Below are 20,366 nucleotides of genomic sequence, written 5' to 3'. Positions count from 1 at the left end.
ATTATTTTATCCAGGTCACAGATTTCACATTTTCCGGAGAACGTTTCCGGCCAACTACAGGGGAGAAAAATATGGATCTTTATAAAGAGTTTCCGGCTCATATCATTTTCATGCGTCGCACTTTCGCCGTAGTGGCTGGCGTGCTGGCCCTGCCGGTGATGCTGTTCTGGAAAGATCGCGCACGTTTTTACAGCTATCTGCACCGCGTCTGGGCAAAAACCAGCGAGAAACCGGTATGGATGGATCAGGCCGAGAAGGCAACCTGCGACTTCTACTGATACGTATGATACGTAGCCATAAAAAATTGCAAAAAGTATTAACGCAGGACAAGTAGCGTTAAGGCCGCCTCGGGCGGCCTTTTTTATTTCATCCCGTCTACACTTCATGGCAAAGTAGTTCAATGCGTGCCTTTTTCCTTTTACGGCATGCCCTTACGGACATAATGGACAATTGCCAGGAGTTTTATGCCCACCCATCTGGTTTGGTTTCGCGCGGATTTACGCATTCACGACAACATCGCTCTCGCGGCCGCCTGCCGCGCCAGGGACGCTAAGGTGCTGGCCCTGTTTATCGCCACCCCTGAACAGTGGCGGCAGCACGATATGGCACCCCGGCAGGCGGCTTTACTCAACGCGTACCTGAACGATGTGCAGCGTTCGCTGGCCGAAAAAGGCATTCCGCTGATCTACAAAGAGGTGAACGATTTTTCCGGGCAGCTTCAGACGGTGCAGGCCATCTGCAGGCAGCACGCGGTAACGCATCTTTTTTACAACTACCAGTACGAATTTAACGAGCAGCAGCGCGACCGACAGCTGGAAAAAAACCTTGCGGGCGTTGTCTGTGAAGGATTCGATGACAGCGTGATGCTCGCGCCGGGCAGCGTAATGACCGGCAATCACGAGATGTATAAAGTTTTCACGCCGTTTAAAAATGCCTTTATCAAACGCCTGAAGGAAGGGCTGCCCGAGTGCGTGCCCGCGCCTGCCGGGCGAGGAGAAACGATAGCGGATCCGGCGGAAATCAGCCTGAATTACCCCCGCCAGACGTTCGATGAAGCGTTATTTCCCGCCAGCGAGAAAGCGGCTATTGCCCAGCTGCGCGACTTCTGCAAACAGGGCGCGGCTGAATACGAGGCGCGCCGGGATTTTCCGGCGATTGAAGGCACCAGCCGCCTGTCGGCCTGTTTAGCGCTGGGCGCGCTCTCCCCGCGCCAGTGCTTGCACCGGCTGCTGGCGGAACAGCCCCGGGCGCTGGACGGTGGCGCGGGTGCAGTATGGCTGAACGAGCTGATCTGGCGCGAGTTTTATCGCCACCTGATGACGTATCATCCTGAGTTATGTAAACATCGTCCCTTCATTCGTTGGACCGATAACGTAAAGTGGCAGTCCAATGAAAAGCTGCTGAAGGCGTGGCAGAGCGGACGCACCGGCTATCCGATTGTTGATGCAGCTATGCGGCAGATGAATGAAACCGGGTGGATGCATAACCGTCTGCGCATGATAACCGCCAGCTTCCTGGTGAAGGATCTGCTTATCGACTGGCGAATCGGAGAGCGCTATTTTATTTCTCAGCTCATCGATGGCGATCTGGCGGCGAATAACGGCGGCTGGCAGTGGGCGGCCTCCACCGGAACGGACGCGGCTCCTTATTTTCGGATCTTTAACCCGACCACGCAGGGACAGCGATTTGACGCTGACGGCGCGTTTATCCGCCGCTGGCTGCCTGAGCTGAAGGATGTCCCCGCCAAAGCCATTCATGACCCCTGGACATGGGCGGATAAACAGCGGGTTACCCTGGATTATCCCCGTCCCGTTGTCGACCATAAACAGGCGCGCGTCGCCACGCTGGCGGCGTACGAAGCCGCCCGAAAAGTTTGAGAGAGTGATGATGAAAAACAGTGAACTGGAACGCCTGATTAACGAAAAACTGAACGCCGCCTCCTTTAGCGACTACGGCCCGAACGGGATGCAGGTGGAAGGTCGCGAAACGGTGCAGAAAATTATCACCGGCGTGACGGCAAGCCAGGCGCTGCTGGACGAGGCGGTGCGTCAGGAAGCCGACGCAGTGATAGTCCACCATGGCTATTTCTGGAAAAACGAATCGCCCGTAATTCGCGGCATGAAGCGCAACCGCCTCAAAACGCTGCTGGCGAACGACATCAACCTGTACGGTTACCATCTGCCGCTGGATGCGCACCCTGAACTGGGCAATAACGTCCAGCTGGCGCAGCTGCTGGGCATTACGGTCATGGGCGAAATTGAGCCGCTGGTTCCGTGGGGCGAGCTGTCAATGCCGGTACCGGGGCTGGAGCTGGCCTCATGGATCGAAGCGCGCCTGGGGCGTCGTCCGCTGTGGTGCGGCGATACCGGGCCGGATACCGTGAAGCGCGTGGCCTGGTGTACCGGCGGCGGTCAGGGCTTTATTGATAGCGCGGCGCGATTCGGCGTCGACGCCTTCATTACCGGCGAGGTTTCCGAGCAGACTATCCATTCTGCGCGTGAACAGGGTCTGCACTTTTACGCGGCAGGCCATCACGCCACCGAGCGCGGCGGCATCCGCGCCCTCAGCGAGTGGCTGACGGAAAATACCGATCTGGATGTGACCTTTATTGATATCCCTAATCCGGCCTGATGAGAGGTAGTTAAGTGCAGCGAGCGCGTTGTTATCTTCTGGGTGAAACCGCGGTAGTTCTGGAGCTCGAGCCTCCGGTAACGCTTGCCACGCAAAAGCGTATCTGGCGGCTGGCTCAGCGTCTGCCCGATCTGCCCGGCGTGGTTGAAGCTATTCCGGGCATGAATAATATCACTGTGGTGCTGCGTAACCCGCACGCGGGGGCGCTGGATGCGATTGAGCGTCTGCAGCGCTGGTGGGAGGAGAGCGAGGCGCTGGAGCCGGAGTCGCGGACGATTGAGATCCCGGTCGTCTATGGCGGCAAGGGCGGCCCCGACCTGGGCGTGGTGGCTGAACACTGTGGGCTTACGGAAAAGCAGGTTGTGGAGCTGCATAGCGCCGTCGATTATGTCGTCTGGTTTTTGGGTTTTCAGCCGGGCTTTCCGTATCTTGGCGGGCTGTCGCCTCAGCTGCATACCCCGCGCCGCGCGGAGCCGCGCCTGAGCGTACCGGCGGGCACGGTGGCGATTGGCGGTGAACAGACGGGAATTTATCCGCTCGCCTCGCCGGGAGGCTGGCAGCTTATCGGGCACACGTCCACGCCGTTATTTGAACCCGGCCAGGACGCGCCAATACTTCTGCGTCCGGGTGACACCCTGCGCTTTATCCCGCAGAAGGAGGGAGTATGTTAACGCTTATTCGCGCCGGGCTTTACACCTCCGTTCAGGATGCCGGACGCTTTGGCCTGCGTCAGTCGGGCGTGAGCTACTGCGGTGCGCTTGACCGCCCGTCGCTGGAGATTGCCAACCTGCTGGTAGGCAACGCCGGCAGCACGGCGGCGTTAGAAATTACGCTGGGCCAGTGCGTGATTGAGTTTGGTCAGGAAACCTGGTTTGCCTTAACCGGTGCGGGCTGTGACGCGACGCTGGACGGCAAAGCGGTGTGGACCGGCTGGCGCCTGCGGGCGAAGGCCGGGCAGCGACTGACGCTTAAACGCCCTCTGCACGGCGTGCGCAGCTACCTTGCGGTGGCGGGAGGCATCGACGTGCCTGAGGTGCTGGGCTCAGCCAGTACAGACCAGAAAGCGGGAATGGGCGGGCATGAAGGACGGCTGCTGCGCGACGGCGATCGCCTGGCGATTAAGCCATCAGCGCGCCATTTCACCACCACGCAGGGCGTGAAGCAGCTGCTGTGGGGGAACCTGATCCGCGCCCTGCCGGGGCCGGAATATCATGAGTTCGATGAGGCCTCAAAGGAGTCTTTCTGGCGCTCGCCGTGGAAGATCTGCCCGCAGAGTAACCGCATGGGGTATCGCCTTCAGGGGCAGCCGTTAACCCGCACGACCGATCGGGAGCTGCTTTCCCACGGGCTGTTGCCGGGCGTGATCCAGGTGCCGGGTAACGGTCAGCCTATTGTGCTGATGAACGACGCGCAAACCACCGGCGGTTATCCGCGCATTGCCTGCATCATCGAGGCGGATCGCTACCATCTGGCGCAAATTCCCCTCGGCCAGCCGATTCATTTTGTGCAGTGTTCGCTGGAGGAGGCGCTGAAGGCGCGACAGGATCGGCAGCGTTATCTCGAACAGCTGGCGTGGAGGCTCGATGGTAAAGATTGACCTGAACGCCGACCTGGGGGAGGGCAGCAGCGCCGATGCGGCGCTGATGACGCTGGTCTCCTCGGTCAACATCGCCTGCGGTTTTCATGCGGGGGACGCGCAGACCATGCTGGAGAGCGTGCGTACCGCCGTTAAAAACGGCGTCGCGATTGGGGCTCACCCCAGCTTTCCCGACCGGGAAAACTTTGGCCGTACGGCGATGGATCTGCCGCCTGAGACGGTGTACGCGCAAATGCTCTATCAGACCGGTGCGCTGGACGCGATTGTGCGCGCGGAGAAGGGCGTGATGCGCCACGTGAAACCGCACGGCATGCTCTATAACCAGGCGGCGAAGGATCCGGCGCTGGCGGACGCCATCGCCCGCGCGGTGCGGGACTATAATCCGCAGCTGATTCTGGTGGGCCTGGCGGGCAGCGAACTGATCCGCGCCGGCGCGCGTCTGGGGTTAACCACCCGACAGGAAGTATTTGCCGACCGGGAATACCAGCCGGATGGCAGCCTGGTGCCGCGTACGCAGGCCGGCGCGCTGATTACCGACGAAGATAAGGCCCTGGCGCAGACCCTGGAGATGGTGCGCGCCGGGCGGGTCATCGCCGTAGATGGCACAGCGGCAAGCGTTCAGGCCGATACGGTGTGTTTACACGGCGACGGCGAGCATGCGCTCCGGTTTGCGCGACGCCTGCGGGCGGCGTTCTCGGAAGTGGGCATTCTCGTCAGCGCAGAATAATTATGTAAGGACAATACTATGCCAGAAGGTCCGGAGATCCGCCGCGCGGCGGATAGCCTGGAGGCGGCGATAAAGGGCAAAACCCTGACAAAAGCCTGGTTTGCCTTTCCTCAACTGAAGCCGTACGAATCACAGCTGGTGGGGCAGACGGTGACCCATATTGAAACGCGCGGCAAAGCGTTGCTGACCCACTTTTCCCATAACCTGACGTTATACAGCCACAATCAGCTTTACGGCGTCTGGCGGGTGGTGGAGGCAGACGAGCAGCCGCAAACCACCCGCGTGCTGCGCGTCAGGCTGCAAACGGCGGATAAAGCAATCCTGCTTTACAGCGCGTCGGATATCGAAATGTTAACGCCGGAGCAGCTGCTGACGCACCCGTTCCTGCAGCGGGTCGGGCCGGACGTGCTGGACATGCGCCTGACGGCGAGCGACGTTAAAGCCCGGCTGTTATCACCTAAGTTCCGCAACCGGCAATTTTCCGGGCTGCTGCTCGACCAGGCGTTCCTGGCCGGGTTAGGCAACTATCTGCGGGTGGAAATCCTCTGGAGCGTGGGGCTGGCGCCGCAGCGCAAAGCCTCTCAGCTGAGCGATGAACAGCTGGACGCGCTGTCCCACGCGCTGCTTGATATTCCGCGCTTATCCTACAGCACGCGCGGCGTGGTGGATGAGAACAGGCATCACGGGGCGCTGTTCCGCTTTAAGGTGTTTCATCGGGCGGGAAAAAAGTGTGAGCGATGCGGCGGGATTATCGACAGGATGATGCTCTCGTCGAGGCCCTTTTACTGGTGCCCGCACTGCCAGAGATAAAAGTAAAACGGTAACCCGTAGGTTACCGTTTTTAATGTTTTCACCCTCACCCTGTGGGAGAGGGCCTTACCCAGCTTCTGTTAGCGCTTAATATCAGACTTGAAGTCGCGCTGCTCGTAGCCGGTATACAGCTGACGAGGACGGGCGATTTTCATGCCTTCGCTGTGCATTTCGTTCCAGTGCGCAATCCAGCCTACGGTACGTGCCATAGCGAAGATCACGGTGAACATGGAGGACGGAATGCCCATCGCTTTCAGAATGATACCGGAGTAGAAATCGACGTTCGGGTAGAGTTTCTTCTCGATGAAGTACGGGTCGTTCAGCGCGATGTGCTCCAGCTCCATCGCCACTTCCAGCAGGTCATCTTTGGTGCCCAGCTCTTTCAGCACTTCGTGGCAGGTCTCGCGCATGACGGTTGCGCGTGGGTCGTAGTTTTTGTAAACGCGGTGACCAAAGCCCATCAGGCGGAAGGAGTCATTCTTGTCTTTCGCGCGACGCACGAATTCCGGAATGTGCTCAACGGAGCTGATCTCTTCCAGCATCTTCAGCGCCGCTTCGTTCGCGCCGCCGTGCGCCGGTCCCCACAGGGAGGCGATACCCGCCGCAATACAGGCGAACGGGTTCGCGCCTGAAGAGCCAGCGGTACGGACGGTAGAAGTGGACGCGTTCTGTTCGTGGTCAGCGTGCAGGATCAGAATACGGTCCATTGCGCGTTCCAGCACCGGATTCACTTCGTACTCTTCGCACGGCGTGGAGAACATCATGCGCAGGAAGTTACCGGCGTAGGAGAGGTCGTTGCGCGGATAAACAAACGGCTGGCCGATGGAGTATTTGTAGCACATCGCCGCCATGGTAGGCATTTTGGACAGCAGACGGAACGCCGCGATATCACGATGACGCGGGTTATTCACGTCCAGAGAATCGTGGTAGAACGCCGCCAGCGCACCGGTAATACCGCACATGACCGCCATCGGGTGAGAGTCACGACGAAACGCATGGAACAGACGGGTAATCTGCTCATGGATCATGGTGTGACGGGTCACGGTGGTTTTGAATTCATCGTATTCAGCCTGGGTCGGCTTTTCGCCGTTCAGCAGGATGTAGCACACTTCCAGATAGTTGGATTCGGTGGCTAACTGATCGATGGGGAAGCCGCGATGGAGCAGGATACCTTCGTCACCGTCAATGTAGGTGATTTTGGATTCGCAAGATGCGGTGGAGGTGAATCCAGGGTCAAAGGTGAATACCCCTTTAGAACCCAGCGTACGGATATCAATAACATCCTGACCGAGCGTGCCTTTTAGCACATCCAGTTCAATAGCATCATCACCATTTAGGGTGAGTTTTGCCTTTGTATCAGCCATTTACGGTCTCCTTAGCGCCTTATGCTTAAGACTGCTTTTCACCGGATTTGCATTCAGCTGTTAATCACCGTTACCAGATTGTTATTTGGCTTACCGCTCAGCTCACGAGGAGAAACCAGGGTACAGAGCTATGGCGCCTTGCAGGTAAACGAATGAAATATCAGTGAAACAACAGCAAATCAGCGTTTTTGCAGTCCGAATTATTCAAACCTGTATATCACTAATAACTGTCCTGATAACTTCGGTCAATACCATCACACTGTTACATAACTATTTGTCAGGTGAAAGTAAGACCTCATAACTTTTGCGCATTATATGCCTTTTCTAATGACGTTTGTAACAATATTGTTTAACATTTGTCAAATCAGATGATTAAAAATTAAAAAGATGTTGTTATCGTGACCCCGATCACTGTTCCAGAGAAAACCCAACAAACTGTATGTAGGTTAATTGTAATGATTTTGTGAACGGCCTATACTGCCGCCAGGTCTCCGGAACACCCTGCAATCCCGAGCCACCCAGCGTTGTAACGTGTCGTTTTAGCATTTGGAAGCAATGTTTTGCATGACGCGCAGTTATAGAAAAGGAACGCTGTCTGACCCGCATCGCAGTCCGGAGGAAGGAAACAATAAGAACAGCATGTGGGCGTTATTCATGATAAGAAATGTGAAAAAACAAAGACCTGTCAATCTGGATCTCAAAACGATCCGATTCCCTGTAACAGCAATAGCGTCCATTCTGCACCGTGTTTCAGGTGTGATTACGTTTGTGGCGGTCGGTATTTTGCTGTGGTTACTGGGAACCAGCCTCTCATCCCCTGAAGGATTCCTCCAGGCCTCAGCCATCATGAACAGCTTCTTCGTGAAATTCATCATGTGGGGCATTCTCACCGCGCTGGCCTATCACGTTGTTGGCGGCGTTCGCCATATGCTGATGGACTTTGGCTATCTGGAAGAGACGTTCGAGGCCGGAAAACGTACCGCTAACATTTCATTTGTGATCACTGTCTTGCTTTCACTTCTCGCAGGAGTTCTCGTATGGTAAGCAACGCCTCCGCATTAGGACGCAACGGCGTACATGACTTCATTCTGGTCCGCGCTACCGCGATCGTCCTCACGCTTTACATCATCTATATGATCGGTTTCTTCGCGACCAGCGGGACGCTGACGTGGGAAATCTGGAGTGGTTTCTTCGGATCGGCCTTCACCAAAGTGTTCACCCTGCTGGCGCTGTTCTCCATCCTTATTCATGCCTGGATTGGCATGTGGCAGGTGTTGACCGATTACGTTAAACCGCTGGCGATTCGCCTTCCGCTTCAGCTTGTTATTGTTGTTGCTCTGGTGGTTTACGTCATTTATGGATTTGTTGTGGTGTGGGGTGTGTAATGAAACTGCCAGTCAGAGAATTTGATGCTGTTGTGATTGGTGCGGGTGGCGCAGGTATGCGCGCCGCACTGCAAATTTCCCAGAGCGGCCAGACCTGTGCGCTGCTCTCAAAAGTCTTCCCGACCCGTTCCCACACTGTGTCCGCGCAGGGCGGTATCACCGTTGCGCTGGGTAACTCCCATGAAGATAACTGGGAATGGCACATGTACGATACGGTAAAAGGTTCCGATTACATCGGCGACCAGGATGCCATCGAATACATGTGTAAAACCGGCCCGGAAGCGATTCTGGAGCTGGACCACATGGGTCTGCCGTTCTCCCGCCTGGAAAACGGCACCATCTATCAGCGTCCGTTTGGCGGCCAGTCGAAAAACTTCGGCGGCGAGCAGGCGGCACGCACCGCGGCGGCGGCTGACCGTACCGGTCACGCGCTGCTGCACACGCTGTATCAGCAGAACCTGAAAAACCACACCACCATCTTCTCCGAGTGGTATGCGCTGGATCTGGTGAAAAACGCCGATGGCGCAGTGGTGGGTTGTACCGCACTGTGCATTGAAACCGGCGAGGTAGTCTACTTCAAAGCCCGCGCAACCGTGCTGGCGACCGGCGGCGCGGGCCGTATTTACCAGTCCACCACCAACGCCCACATCAACACCGGTGACGGCGTGGGTATGGCAATCCGCGCCGGCGTGCCGGTGCAGGATATGGAGATGTGGCAGTTCCACCCAACCGGTATCGCCGGTGCGGGCGTGCTGGTCACGGAAGGCTGCCGCGGTGAAGGCGGCTACCTGCTGAACAAACACGGCGAGCGCTTCATGGAGCGTTATGCCCCGAACGCGAAAGACCTGGCGGGTCGCGACGTGGTGGCGCGTTCCATCATGATCGAAATCCGCGAAGGCCGCGGCTGCGATGGCCCATGGGGTCCGCACGCGAAGCTGAAGCTCGACCATCTCGGTAAAGAGGTGCTGGAATCCCGCCTGCCGGGCATTCTGGAGCTGTCCCGTACCTTCGCCCACGTCGACCCGGTGAAAGAGCCGATTCCGGTTATCCCAACCTGCCACTATATGATGGGCGGTATTCCGACCAAAGTGACCGGTCAGGCGCTGACCGTGAACGAGCAGGGCGAAGACGTGGTCATCCCTGGCCTGTTCGCGGTAGGCGAAATTGCCTGCGTATCCGTTCACGGTGCAAACCGTCTGGGCGGCAATTCCCTGCTGGACCTGGTGGTGTTTGGCCGTGCGGTGGGTCTGCATCTGCAGGAATCCATCGCCGAGCAGGGCGCGCTGCGTGACGCGACCGACGACGAAATTGATGCCTCTCTTGAGCGTCTCAACCGCTGGAACGGCAACCGTAACGGCGAAGATCCGGTGGAAATTCGTAAAGCGCTGCAGGAATGCATGCAGCACAACTTCTCGGTATTCCGTGAAGGTGACGCCATGGCTAAAGGCCTGGAGCAGCTGAAAGCGATCCGCGAGCGTCTGAAAAATGCCCGTCTGGACGATACCTCCAGCGAGTTCAATACCCAGCGCGTTGAGTGCCTGGAGCTGGATAACCTGATGGAAACCGCGTTCGCGACCGCGATGTCGGCTAACTTCCGTACCGAAAGCCGCGGCGCGCATAGCCGCTTCGACTTCCCGGATCGTGATGACGAAAACTGGCTGTGCCATTCCCTGTATCTGCCAGAGTCGGAATCCATGACGCGTCGTAGCGTCAACATGGAACCGAAACTGCGTCCGGCGTTCCCGCCGAAGATTCGTACTTACTAATGCGGAGACAGGATAATGAAACTCGAATTCTCAGTTTATCGTTATAACCCGGATGTAGACGATGCTCCGCGTATGCAGGACTACACCCTGGAAGCGGAAGAAGGTCGTGACATGATGCTGCTGGACGCCTTAATCCAGCTGAAGGAAAAAGATCCTACCCTGTCGTTCCGCCGCTCCTGCCGTGAAGGGGTGTGTGGCTCCGACGGTGTGAACATGAACGGCAAAAATGGCCTGGCCTGCATCACGCCAATTTCAGCGCTAAACCGTCCAGGCCAGAAAATTGTTATCCGTCCTCTGCCAGGCCTGCCGGTCGTGCGTGATTTGGTGGTGGACATGGGACAATTCTATGCACAATATGAGAAGATTAAGCCTTACTTATTGAATAATGGGCAAAATCCACCCGCTCGCGAGCACTTACAGTCTCCCGAGCAGCGTGAAAAACTCGATGGGCTGTACGAGTGTATTCTCTGTGCATGTTGTTCAACGTCGTGTCCGTCATTCTGGTGGAACCCGGACAAGTTTATCGGCCCTGCGGGTCTGCTGGCTGCCTATCGCTTCCTGATCGACAGCCGCGATACCGAAACCGATAACCGCCTGGAAGGGCTAAGTGACGCTTTCAGCGTATTCCGCTGCCATAGCATCATGAACTGCGTCAGTGTGTGTCCTAAGGGGCTGAACCCGACGCGCGCCATCGGCCATATTAAGTCGATGCTGCTGCAGCGCAGTGCGTAAGTAGTGAGAGGGGAGCGATGTTCCCCTCACCCTAACCCTCTCCCACAGGGAGAGGGAACAGATTGCAGGAAATCTTTAAAAACTGCCGACGACCTTCCCCCTCTCCCTGTGGGAGAGGGTCGGGGTGAGGGGAAACCCTTAAGACAGTTTCTAAAGGTTCCTTCGCGGGCCAAAGTAAAAGAGCTCGCAGGTGAACCCCGGCACGTACACGTGGTGTGCGTGGTAGTTTCTACGGCGAAAGTAAGCATAAAAATGCTTAAGGGATCACGATGCAGAACGGCGCAATGAAAGCCTGGCTGGACTCTTCTTACCTCTCTGGTTCTAACCAGAGCTGGATAGAACAGCTCTATGAAGACTTCTTAACCGATCCTGACTCAGTGGACGCAAACTGGCGTTCCATGTTCCAGCAGTTGCCTGGTACAGGGGTCAAACCGGATCAATTCCATTCCAAAACACGTGATTATTTCCGTCGTCTGGCGAAGGATGCCTCACGTTACTCTTCTGCGATTTCCGACCCTGACACCAATGCGAAGCAGGTTAAAGTCCTGCAGCTTATCAACGCTTATCGCTTCCGCGGTCACCAGCATGCGAATCTCGATCCGCTGGGACTGTGGCAGCAGGAACGTGTGGCGGATCTCGATCCGGCCTATCACGATCTGACCGAGGCCGATTTCCAGGAAAGCTTTAACGTAGGTTCTTTTGCCATCGGCAAAGACACGATGAAGCTGGGCGATCTGATTGATGCGCTCAAGCAAACCTACTGCGGCTCCATCGGCGCGGAATATATGCACATTACCTCCACCGAAGAGAAACGCTGGATCCAACAGCGTATCGAATCCGTGGCGGGCCACGCGAATTTCTCAGCAGACGAGAAAAAACGTTTCCTGAGCGAACTGACCGCAGCCGAAGGCCTTGAGCGCTATCTGGGCGCAAAATTCCCGGGCGCGAAACGCTTCTCGCTGGAAGGCGGCGATGCGTTAGTCCCGATGCTGAAAGAGCTGATTCGTCATGCCGGTAAGAGCGGCACGCGCGAAGTGGTGCTGGGCATGGCGCACCGTGGCCGTCTGAACGTGCTGGTTAACGTGCTGGGTAAAAAACCGCAGGATCTGTTTGACGAGTTTGCGGGTAAACATAAAGAGCACCTTGGCACCGGTGACGTGAAGTACCACATGGGCTTCTCGTCGGATATCGAAACCGAGGGCGGCCAGGTTCACCTGGCGCTGGCGTTTAACCCGTCACACCTCGAAATCGTCAGCCCGGTGGTAATCGGTTCCGTGCGCGCGCGTCTGGATCGTCTGGACGAGCCAAGCAGCAATAAAGTGCTGCCAATCACCATTCACGGCGATGCGGCGGTGACAGGGCAGGGCGTGGTTCAGGAAACCCTGAACATGTCGAAAGCGCGTGGTTATGAAGTGGGCGGTACCGTTCGCATCGTGATCAACAACCAGGTGGGCTTCACCACCTCGAACCCGCTGGATGCGCGCTCCACCCCGTACTGCACCGACATCGGTAAAATGGTTCAGGCGCCAATCTTCCACGTTAACGCGGATGACCCGGAAGCCGTTGCCTTTGTTACCCGTCTGGCGCTGGACTTCCGTAACACCTTTAAGCGTGATGTGTTCATTGACCTCTTCTGCTATCGCCGCCACGGCCACAACGAAGCGGATGAGCCAAGTGCAACCCAGCCTCTGATGTATCAGAAAATCAAAAAACACCCGACGCCGCGTAAAATCTATGCTGACAAGCTGGAAGGCGAAAACGTGGCGACGCTGGAAGATGCGACCGAGATGGTCAACCTCTACCGCGACGCGCTGGATGCGGGTGAATGCGTTGTGAAAGAGCTGCGCCCAATGAACATGCACTCCTTCACCTGGTCGCCGTACCTCAACCACGAGTGGGACGAGAGCTACCCGAACAAGGTTGAGATGAAGCGCCTGCAGGAGCTGGCTAAGCGCATCAGCACCGTGCCGGAAGCGATCGAGATGCAGTCTCGCGTGGCCAAAATCTATGGCGATCGCCAGGCGATGGCGGCGGGCGAGAAGCTGTTCGACTGGGGCGGCGCGGAAACGCTGGCTTATGCGACGCTGGTTGATGAAGGCATTCCGGTTCGTCTGTCAGGTGAAGATGCGGGCCGAGGCACCTTCTTCCACCGTCACGCGGTGGTTCACAACCAGTCTAACGGTTCAACCTATACCCCGCTTCAGCACGTGCATAACGGTCAGGGCCAGTTCAAGGTCTGGGACTCCGTGCTGTCTGAAGAAGCGGTACTGGCGTTCGAATACGGTTACGCCACCGCGGAGCCGCGCACCCTGACCATCTGGGAAGCGCAGTTCGGTGACTTCGCCAACGGTGCGCAGGTGGTTATCGACCAGTTCATCTCCTCCGGCGAACAGAAGTGGGGCCGCATGTGTGGCCTGGTGATGCTGCTGCCGCACGGTTATGAAGGGCAGGGCCCGGAGCACTCCTCCGCGCGTCTGGAACGTTATCTGCAGCTCTGCGCCGAACAGAACATGCAGGTTTGCGTGCCGTCCACCCCGGCTCAGGTGTACCACATGCTGCGTCGCCAGGCGCTGCGCGGTATGCGCCGTCCGCTGGTGGTTATGTCGCCGAAATCGCTGCTGCGCCATCCGCTGGCGGTCTCCAGCCTGGAAGAGCTGGCAAACGGCACCTTCCTGCCGGCCATCGGTGAAGTTGACGAACTGGATCCGCAGGGCGTTAAGCGTGTCGTGATGTGTTCTGGTAAGGTTTATTACGACCTGCTGGAACAGCGCCGTAAGAACGATCAGAAAGATGTCGCCATCGTGCGTATCGAACAGCTTTATCCGTTCCCGCATCAGGCGATGCAGGAAGTGCTGAAACAGTACGCTCACGTACATGATTTTGTCTGGTGCCAGGAAGAGCCGCTCAACCAGGGCGCGTGGTATTGCAGCCAGCATCATTTCCGTGAAGTGATTCCATTTGGGTCTGCTCTGCGTTATGCAGGTCGCCCGGCCTCCGCCTCTCCGGCGGTAGGGTATATGTCCGTTCACCAGAAGCAGCAACAAGATCTGGTCAATGACGCGCTGAACGTCGATTAATTAAAGGATACATAATGAGTAGCGTAGATATTCTTGTTCCCGACCTGCCTGAGTCCGTAGCAGATGCAACCGTCGCCACCTGGCACAAAAAACCAGGCGACGCGGTAACCCGCGACGAAGTGCTGGTAGAAATCGAAACTGACAAAGTGGTACTGGAAGTACCGGCTTCAGCGGATGGCATTCTGGATGCGGTCCTGGAAGATGAAGGTACGACCGTAACCTCTCGCCAGATCCTGGGTCGCCTGCGTGAAGGCAACAGCGCGGGCAAAGAGTCCAGCGCCAAATCTGAAGAGAAGGCGTCTACGCCGGCCCAGCGCCAGCAGGCTTCTCTGGAAGAGCAAAGCAACGACGCGCTCAGCCCGGCGATCCGTCGCCTGCTGGCCGAGCACAGCCTCGATCCGGCAGCCATTAAAGGCACCGGCGTAGGCGGCCGCCTGACGCGTGAAGACATCGACAAGCATCTGGCAAAAGCGCCTTCTGATGCGAAAGCAGAAGCGAAAGCGCCTGCGGCAGCACCAGCGGCACAGCCTCAGCTTGGCGCACGTAGCGAAAAACGCGTGCCGATGACCCGCCTGCGCAAGCGCGTGGCCGAGCGTCTGCTGGAAGCGAAAAACTCTACCGCGATGCTGACCACGTTTAACGAAGTCAACATGAAGCCAATCATGGACCTGCGCAAGCAGTACGGTGACGCGTTTGAAAAACGTCACGGTATCCGTCTGGGCTTTATGTCCTTCTACGTGAAAGCGGTGGTTGAAGCGCTGAAACGCTACCCGGAAGTGAACGCGTCTATCGATGGCGATGACGTGGTTTACCACAACTACTTCGACGTCAGCATGGCGGTTTCTACCCCACGCGGCCTGGTGACCCCGGTTCTGCATGATGTGGACACCCTGGGCATGGCTGACATTGAGAAGAAAATCAAAGAGCTGGCCGTGAAAGGCCGCGACGGCAAGCTGACCGTAGACGACCTGACCGGCGGTAACTTCACCATTACCAACGGCGGCGTGTTTGGCTCGCTGATGTCTACCCCGATCATTAACCCGCCGCAGAGCGCGATCCTGGGTATGCACGCCATTAAAGATCGTCCTATGGCGGTAGACGGTAAAGTGGAGATCCTGCCAATGATGTATCTGGCGCTCTCTTACGATCACCGCCTGATCGACGGCCGCGAGTCCGTGGGCTTCCTGGTAGCGATTAAAGAGCTGCTGGAAGATCCAACGCGTCTGCTGCTGGACGTCTAGTCCCTTTTAGCATCACCTGCCCTGTAGGCCGGATAAGCCTTGCGCCGGCCTGCAGGTTTGAAGATAACGATTACCCTGAAGGATGGATAGAACACATGAACTTACATGAATATCAGGCCAAACAGCTGTTTGCCCGGTATGGCTTACCGGCTCCGGTGGGTTATGCCTGTACTACCCCGCGTGAAGCAGAAGAAGCCGCATCTAAAATCGGTTCCGGCCCGTGGGTAGTTAAATGTCAGGTTCACGCTGGTGGCCGTGGTAAAGCGGGCGGTGTGAAGGTTGTTAAGAGCAAAGAAGAGATCCGTGCCTTTGCTGAACATTGGCTCGGCAAGCGTCTGGTAACTTACCAGACGGATGCGAACGGCCAGCCGGTTAACCAGATCCTGGTTGAAGCTGCGACCGACATCGCAAAAGAACTGTACCTCGGCGCCGTGGTGGACCGTAGCTCCCGTCGCGTGGTGTTCATGGCGTCTACCGAAGGCGGCGTGGAAATTGAAAAAGTAGCGGAAGAGACCCCGCACCTGATCCATAAAGTCGCTATCGATCCGCTGGCAGGCCCAATGCCTTACCAGGGGCGCGAGCTGGCGTTCAAGCTGGGTCTGGAAGGCAAGCTGGTTCAGCAGTTCACCAAGATCTTTATGGGTCTGGCGACCATCTTCCTGGAGCGCGACCTGGCGCTGATCGAGATCAACCCGCTGGTGATCACTACCCAGGGCGATCTGATCTGCCTGGACGGCAAACTGGGCGCTGACGGCAACGCGCTGTTCCGCCAGTCCGATCTGCGTGAAATGCGCGATCAGTCTCAGGAAGATCCGCGTGAAGCGCAGGCTGCACAGTGGGAACTGAACTACGTGGCGCTGGACGGCAACATCGGCTGCATGGTTAACGGCGCGGGCCTGGCAATGGGCACCATGGACATCGTTAAGCTGCACGGCGGTGAGCCGGCGAACTTCCTCGACGTGGGCGGTGGCGCAACCAAAGAGCGCGTAACCGAAGCGTTCAAAATCATTCTCTCTGACAGCAACGTGAAAGCCGTTCTGGTTAACATCTTCGGCGGTATCGTGCGTTGCGACCTGATCGCCGACGGTATCATCGGCGCGGTAGAAGAAGTGGGCGTTAACGTTCCGGTAGTGGTTCGTCTGGAAGGGAACAACGCTGAACTCGGCGCGAAAAAACTGGCTGACAGCGGCCTGAATATTATTGCAGCGAAAAGTCTGACGGATGCAGCTCAGCAGGTTGTTGCCGCAGTGGAGGGGAAATAATGTCCGTTTTAATTAATAAAGATACCAAGGTTATCTGCCAGGGCTTCACCGGTAGCCAGGGGACTTTCCACTCTGAACAGGCGATTGCCTACGGTACGCAGATGGTTGGCGGCGTGACGCCAGGTAAAGGCGGCACCACGCACCTGGGCCTGCCGGTGTTCAACACCGTGCGTGAAGCCGTAGAAGCAACCGGCGCTACCGCGACCGTAATCTACGTTCCGGCTCCGTTCTGCAAAGACTCCATTCTGGAAGCGATCGACGCAGGCATTAAGCTTATCATCACCATCACCGAAGGTATCCCGACGCTGGATATGCTGACCGTGAAGGTGAAGCTGGATGAAGCGGGCGTGCGCATGATCGGCCCGAACTGCCCGGGCGTAATCACCCCAGGCGAATGCAAAATCGGCATCATGCCGGGCCACATTCACAAGCCGGGTAAAGTGGGCATCGTTTCCCGCTCCGGTACCCTGACCTATGAAGCGGTTAAGCAGACCACCGACTACGGCTTCGGCCAGTCCACCTGCGTGGGCATCGGCGGTGATCCGATCCCGGGCTCTAACTTCATCGACATCCTGAAGCTGTTCCAGGAAGATCCACAGACCGAAGCGATCGTGATGATCGGTGAGATCGGCGGTAGCGCGGAAGAAGAAGCGGCTGCTTACATCAAAGATCACGTGACCAAGCCGGTAGTGGGCTACATTGCGGGCGTGACCGCGCCGAAAGGCAAGCGTATGGGTCACGCGGGGGCGATTATCGCCGGCGGTAAAGGTACGGCTGATGAGAAATTCGCAGCACTGGAAGCCGCAGGCGTGAAAACCGTTCGCAGCCTGGCGGATATCGGTGAAGCGCTGAAATCCATCATTAAGTAAGTCCTCTCTGCTCCCCGGAAGGGGGGCGTTGAAGTATAAAAAAATGTCCGTTTCGACATGGTTGGCCGCTGTAAAGCGGCCTTTTTTATTGTCTGCGCCTGGCGACGAGGGTGAACCTGTAGTCGTCAGAATTAAACACGTTGCGACTGTATTCAAATACCCGACCGTCTTTCAGGAACCCGCGAGAGACCTTTTCCAGAATCGGCTTCGCCGGATCCAGCGCCAGGGCGGCGATCGCCTCATCCGAGGGCATGATCGGAACCAGCTCCTGCTCGCTGCGATCGATAACCATCCTTTTGATCTGCTCAACGTAGTGGTATTTCGAATTTTCCATTACTTCCCAGGTAAGATCGGGGAACATCGCCAGCGGCATCCATGTCTCCTCCAGGTTTACCGGCTTTTCCCTGATGAAGCGTACGCGCTTGACGTGCCAGACCTTGTCATCCTGGTTAATTGCGAGCCTTGCTGCGAGCCTCTCATCGGCCTTGACCACTTCGAAGATTTTTACATCGCTGTGCGTATCGACGTTTCGATCCGCCAGCTTTTCGTAAAAGCCGGTGAGTTGATAAATGTCGTAATTCACCCGCTCCTCTTTTACATACGAGCCACTGCCCTGAATGCTTTCGATGATCTGCTCGTCGGCGAGCAGCTTCAGCGCCTGCCGCACGGTGACCCGGCTGACGCTAAACGCCTCCTGCAGGCTGGATTCCGTCGGCAGCGCGTCGCCTGGCTTTAACTCACCGGCATTGATTTTCTCGCGGAACGCATCGGCGATCTGCCGGTACCTCGGTTTATTGCCCATTCTTTCGCGCCTGTTTAATACCTTTTCAGGGAATTATGCCTTCAGTGGATGATTTGTAAATAATACAAATAGAATACAAATATCGTTATCAGTGAAAATGATCACATAAATGTATTATTAGGTCTGCCACAATCCTCCCCAGACAATAACTCTGCATATGTGAGGATCTTTATGAACCTGACGACCCTGACCGATCCGCGTGCTGTCTGCGTACAGGCGCAGTTTACAGGCCGCGATGAGGCAATACGCCAGCTTGCGATGCGGCTGGTGGCCTTGGGCAAAATCGCCGACGCCGATACGTTTCTGGCAGAAGTGTTCCATCGGGAATCGCTTGGCCCGACAGCGCTGGGGGAGGGGCTGGCCGTCCCTCATGGCAAATCAGCGGTCGTGAAGGAAGCGGCTTTTGCCGTGGCAACGCTACGCGAACCGCTGGCATGGGAGGGCGTGGACGGGCCTGAAGAGGTTGAGCTGATTTTTCTGCTCGCCATTCCTCCCGCACAGGCGGGATCGACGCATATCCAGGTGCTGACGGCGCTGACCTCTCGCCTGGCGGACGACGATCTCAGGGCCCGGGTGATGACGGCGACCAGCCCGGAAGCGGTGCTCGCTGCTCTGGAGACGAACCCGGAGGCTGAAGAGGCCGACGTCGCCGTGAATGCCCCGACCATCGTCTGCGTGACCGCCTGTCCGGCCGGGATCGCCCATACCTATATGGCAGCGGAATATCTCGAAAAAGCGGGACGTCGGCTCGGCGTCAACGTAGTGGTAGAGAAGCAGGGGGCGAACGGCATTGAGGGGCGACTCACCGCGCAGCAGCTGCGTGAGGCGAAAGCCTGCATCTTTGCTGCGGAAGTGGCGATCAAAGAGAGCGAACGCTTTCACGGGATCCCCGCCATTTCCGTTCCCGTCGCGGAACCGTTGCGCCACGCGGAAGCGCTCATTGAGCGCGCGCTGGCGCTACGGCCTTCATCCGATGCGCGTTTTGCGCATCCCGATACTGAAGCGAAAAAGAGCGTTAAAACGGAACTCAAGCAGGCGCTTCTCAGCGGCATCTCCTTTGCGGTACCGCTGATTGTCGCTGGCGGTACGGTGCTGGCCGTGTCGGTACTGCTGGCGCAGCTTCTGGGCTTACAGCATCTCTTCGATCAGGAAAACTCGTGGCTGTGGTTGTACCGCAAGCTGGGCGGCGGCATGCTCGGCATTCTGATGGTGCCGGTTCTGGCGGCCTATACCGCTTACTCGCTGGCGGATAAACCTGCTCTCACGCCGGGCTTCGCTGCCGGTTTAGCCGCCAATACGATCGGTGCCGGTTTTCTGGGCGCAATCGTCGGCGGGCTTATTGCAGGCTACCTGATGCGCTGGGTGAAAAATCATATTCGCCTGAGCAGCCGCTACAACGGCTTTCTGACCTTTTATCTCTATCCGGTGATCGGCGTGCTCGGCGCAGGCAGCCTGATGCTGTTTGCGATCGGCGAACCGGTGGCCTGGGTCAATACCGCGCTGACCGTCTGGCTTAACGGGCTGTCCGGCGCAAATGCGCTGCTCCTGGGCGCGATCCTCGGCTTTATGTGCTCGTTCGACCTGGGCGGGCCGGTCAACAAGGCTTCTTACGCCTTTTGCCTGGGAGCGATGGCTAACGGCGTCTACGGGCCTTATGCGATCTTTGCCTCCGTCAAAATGGTATCGGCCTTTACCGTCACGGCGTCAACGATGCTGGCGCCGAAACTGTTTAAGCAGTTCGAAATCGAAACCGGAAAATCCACCTGGCTACTGGGGCTGGCGGGCATTACGGAAGGGGCGATACCGATGGCTATCGAGGATCCGCTGCGTGTCATCGGCTCATTTGTTCTGGGGTCAATGGCGACCGGGGCGATTGTCGGGGCGATAGGCATTGGGCTCTCCACCCCGGGAGCCGGTATTTTCTCCCTCTTCTTACTGCACGATGCCGGGCTCGGCGGCGTGATGGCCGCTGCGGGCTGGTTTGGCGCCGCGCTGATCGGCTCCGCAATCTCCACGCTTATTTTACTGCTCTGGCGGCGTCAGGCCGTGGCGAGCGGCAAATACGTGGCCGAAGACATTCCATCCTAAACACGCACTGACAGG

Annotated in this window: 18 protein-coding genes; 16 read left to right on the top strand and 2 right to left on the bottom strand. The window is 57.3% G+C overall.

Annotated elements, in window-relative coordinates:
- The first annotated feature begins 71 nt into the window (after window positions 1–71).
- The 7 genes from MOQ06_RS21755 (at window position 72) to nei (ending at window position 5,765) form a co-directional block, all read left to right on the top strand.
- Complete coding sequence (locus MOQ06_RS21755; protein ID WP_003858637.1) at window positions 72–278, top strand: YbfA family protein; 207 nt, start codon at window positions 72–74, stop codon at window positions 276–278.
- Window positions 279–464: 186 nt separating this feature from the next.
- Window positions 465–1,877 carry a deoxyribodipyrimidine photo-lyase gene (phrB, locus tag MOQ06_RS21750; protein ID WP_242174787.1) on the top strand — a complete coding sequence of 471 codons (1,413 nt, stop codon included), beginning with the start codon at window positions 465–467 and terminating at the stop codon, window positions 1,875–1,877.
- A gap of 10 nt (window positions 1,878–1,887) precedes the next feature.
- A complete protein-coding gene (locus MOQ06_RS21745) occupies window positions 1,888–2,631 on the top strand; it encodes a type 2 GTP cyclohydrolase I (protein WP_148420864.1) in 744 nt (247 codons plus the stop codon).
- Between the two features lie 14 nt (window positions 2,632–2,645).
- Window positions 2,646–3,302 (top strand): 5-oxoprolinase subunit PxpB, encoded by a 657-nt coding sequence (pxpB, locus tag MOQ06_RS21740; RefSeq protein ID WP_176610877.1) that lies wholly within the window; start codon window positions 2,646–2,648, stop codon window positions 3,300–3,302.
- Complete coding sequence (pxpC, locus tag MOQ06_RS21735; RefSeq protein ID WP_242174782.1) at window positions 3,296–4,228, top strand: 5-oxoprolinase subunit PxpC; 933 nt, start codon at window positions 3,296–3,298, stop codon at window positions 4,226–4,228. Before pxpB ends, pxpC begins: the two co-directional genes overlap by 7 nt.
- Complete coding sequence (gene pxpA / locus MOQ06_RS21730) at window positions 4,215–4,955, top strand: 5-oxoprolinase subunit PxpA (protein WP_242174779.1); 741 nt, start codon at window positions 4,215–4,217, stop codon at window positions 4,953–4,955. The genes pxpC and pxpA overlap by 14 nt, the downstream gene beginning before the upstream one ends.
- Window positions 4,956–4,973: 18 nt before the next feature.
- Complete coding sequence (nei, locus tag MOQ06_RS21725) at window positions 4,974–5,765, top strand: endonuclease VIII (protein WP_148420812.1); 792 nt, start codon at window positions 4,974–4,976, stop codon at window positions 5,763–5,765.
- Between the two features lie 80 nt (window positions 5,766–5,845).
- Here the strand turns inward: nei and MOQ06_RS21720 are convergent, their stop codons facing one another.
- Window positions 5,846–7,129 (bottom strand): citrate synthase, encoded by a 1,284-nt coding sequence (locus MOQ06_RS21720; protein ID WP_176610874.1) that lies wholly within the window; start codon window positions 7,127–7,129, stop codon window positions 5,846–5,848.
- 639 nt (window positions 7,130–7,768) lie between these two features.
- Here MOQ06_RS21720 and sdhC point away from each other — a divergent pair.
- From sdhC to sucD, 8 genes are all read left to right on the top strand, one after another.
- On the top strand, window positions 7,769–8,173 hold the full coding sequence (sdhC, locus tag MOQ06_RS21715) for a succinate dehydrogenase cytochrome b556 subunit (protein ID WP_242174882.1): 405 nt from the start codon (window positions 7,769–7,771) through the stop codon (window positions 8,171–8,173).
- The gene (gene sdhD / locus MOQ06_RS21710; RefSeq protein WP_010428702.1) at window positions 8,167–8,514 is read left to right on the top strand and encodes a succinate dehydrogenase membrane anchor subunit; all 348 of its coding nucleotides are present in this window, start codon (window positions 8,167–8,169) and stop codon (window positions 8,512–8,514) included. The genes sdhC and sdhD overlap by 7 nt, the downstream gene beginning before the upstream one ends.
- Complete coding sequence (sdhA, locus tag MOQ06_RS21705) at window positions 8,514–10,280, top strand: succinate dehydrogenase flavoprotein subunit (protein WP_014883036.1); 1,767 nt, start codon at window positions 8,514–8,516, stop codon at window positions 10,278–10,280. Before sdhD ends, sdhA begins: the two co-directional genes overlap by 1 nt.
- A gap of 15 nt (window positions 10,281–10,295) precedes the next feature.
- A complete protein-coding gene (gene sdhB, locus MOQ06_RS21700; RefSeq protein WP_148420810.1) occupies window positions 10,296–11,012 on the top strand; it encodes a succinate dehydrogenase iron-sulfur subunit SdhB in 717 nt (238 codons plus the stop codon).
- A 269-nt stretch (window positions 11,013–11,281) separates the two neighbouring features.
- Window positions 11,282–14,089: a 2-oxoglutarate dehydrogenase E1 component gene (gene sucA / locus MOQ06_RS21695; protein ID WP_148420809.1), complete on the top strand. Its 2,808-nt coding sequence runs from the start codon at window positions 11,282–11,284 to the stop codon at window positions 14,087–14,089.
- Window positions 14,090–14,103: 14 nt separating this feature from the next.
- Window positions 14,104–15,330: a 2-oxoglutarate dehydrogenase complex dihydrolipoyllysine-residue succinyltransferase gene (odhB, locus tag MOQ06_RS21690; protein ID WP_242174778.1), complete on the top strand. Its 1,227-nt coding sequence runs from the start codon at window positions 14,104–14,106 to the stop codon at window positions 15,328–15,330.
- Between the two features lie 95 nt (window positions 15,331–15,425).
- Window positions 15,426–16,592 carry an ADP-forming succinate--CoA ligase subunit beta gene (sucC, locus tag MOQ06_RS21685; RefSeq protein WP_017384968.1) on the top strand — a complete coding sequence of 389 codons (1,167 nt, stop codon included), beginning with the start codon at window positions 15,426–15,428 and terminating at the stop codon, window positions 16,590–16,592.
- The gene (sucD, locus tag MOQ06_RS21680) at window positions 16,592–17,461 is read left to right on the top strand and encodes a succinate--CoA ligase subunit alpha (RefSeq protein ID WP_006809578.1); all 870 of its coding nucleotides are present in this window, start codon (window positions 16,592–16,594) and stop codon (window positions 17,459–17,461) included. The genes sucC and sucD overlap by 1 nt, the downstream gene beginning before the upstream one ends.
- Window positions 17,462–17,546: 85 nt before the next feature.
- On the opposite strand, the gene MOQ06_RS21675 is transcribed toward sucD, so the two are convergent.
- Complete coding sequence (locus MOQ06_RS21675; protein WP_148420807.1) at window positions 17,547–18,263, bottom strand: GntR family transcriptional regulator; 717 nt, start codon at window positions 18,261–18,263, stop codon at window positions 17,547–17,549.
- A 171-nt stretch (window positions 18,264–18,434) separates the two neighbouring features.
- On the opposite strand from MOQ06_RS21675, the gene mngA reads away from it, so the two are divergent.
- Window positions 18,435–20,351 (top strand): PTS 2-O-a-mannosyl-D-glycerate transporter subunit IIABC, encoded by a 1,917-nt coding sequence (mngA, locus tag MOQ06_RS21670; protein WP_242174777.1) that lies wholly within the window; start codon window positions 18,435–18,437, stop codon window positions 20,349–20,351.
- Window positions 20,352–20,366: the final 15 nt, after the last annotated feature.

The sequence above is a fragment of the Enterobacter sp. I4 genome (assembly GCF_022669095.1).
Lineage (GTDB): Bacteria > Pseudomonadota > Gammaproteobacteria > Enterobacterales > Enterobacteriaceae > Enterobacter > Enterobacter pasteurii.
The sequence above is the reverse complement of the archived record's forward strand: the minus strand, read 5'-3'. Positions and strand labels throughout refer to the sequence as shown.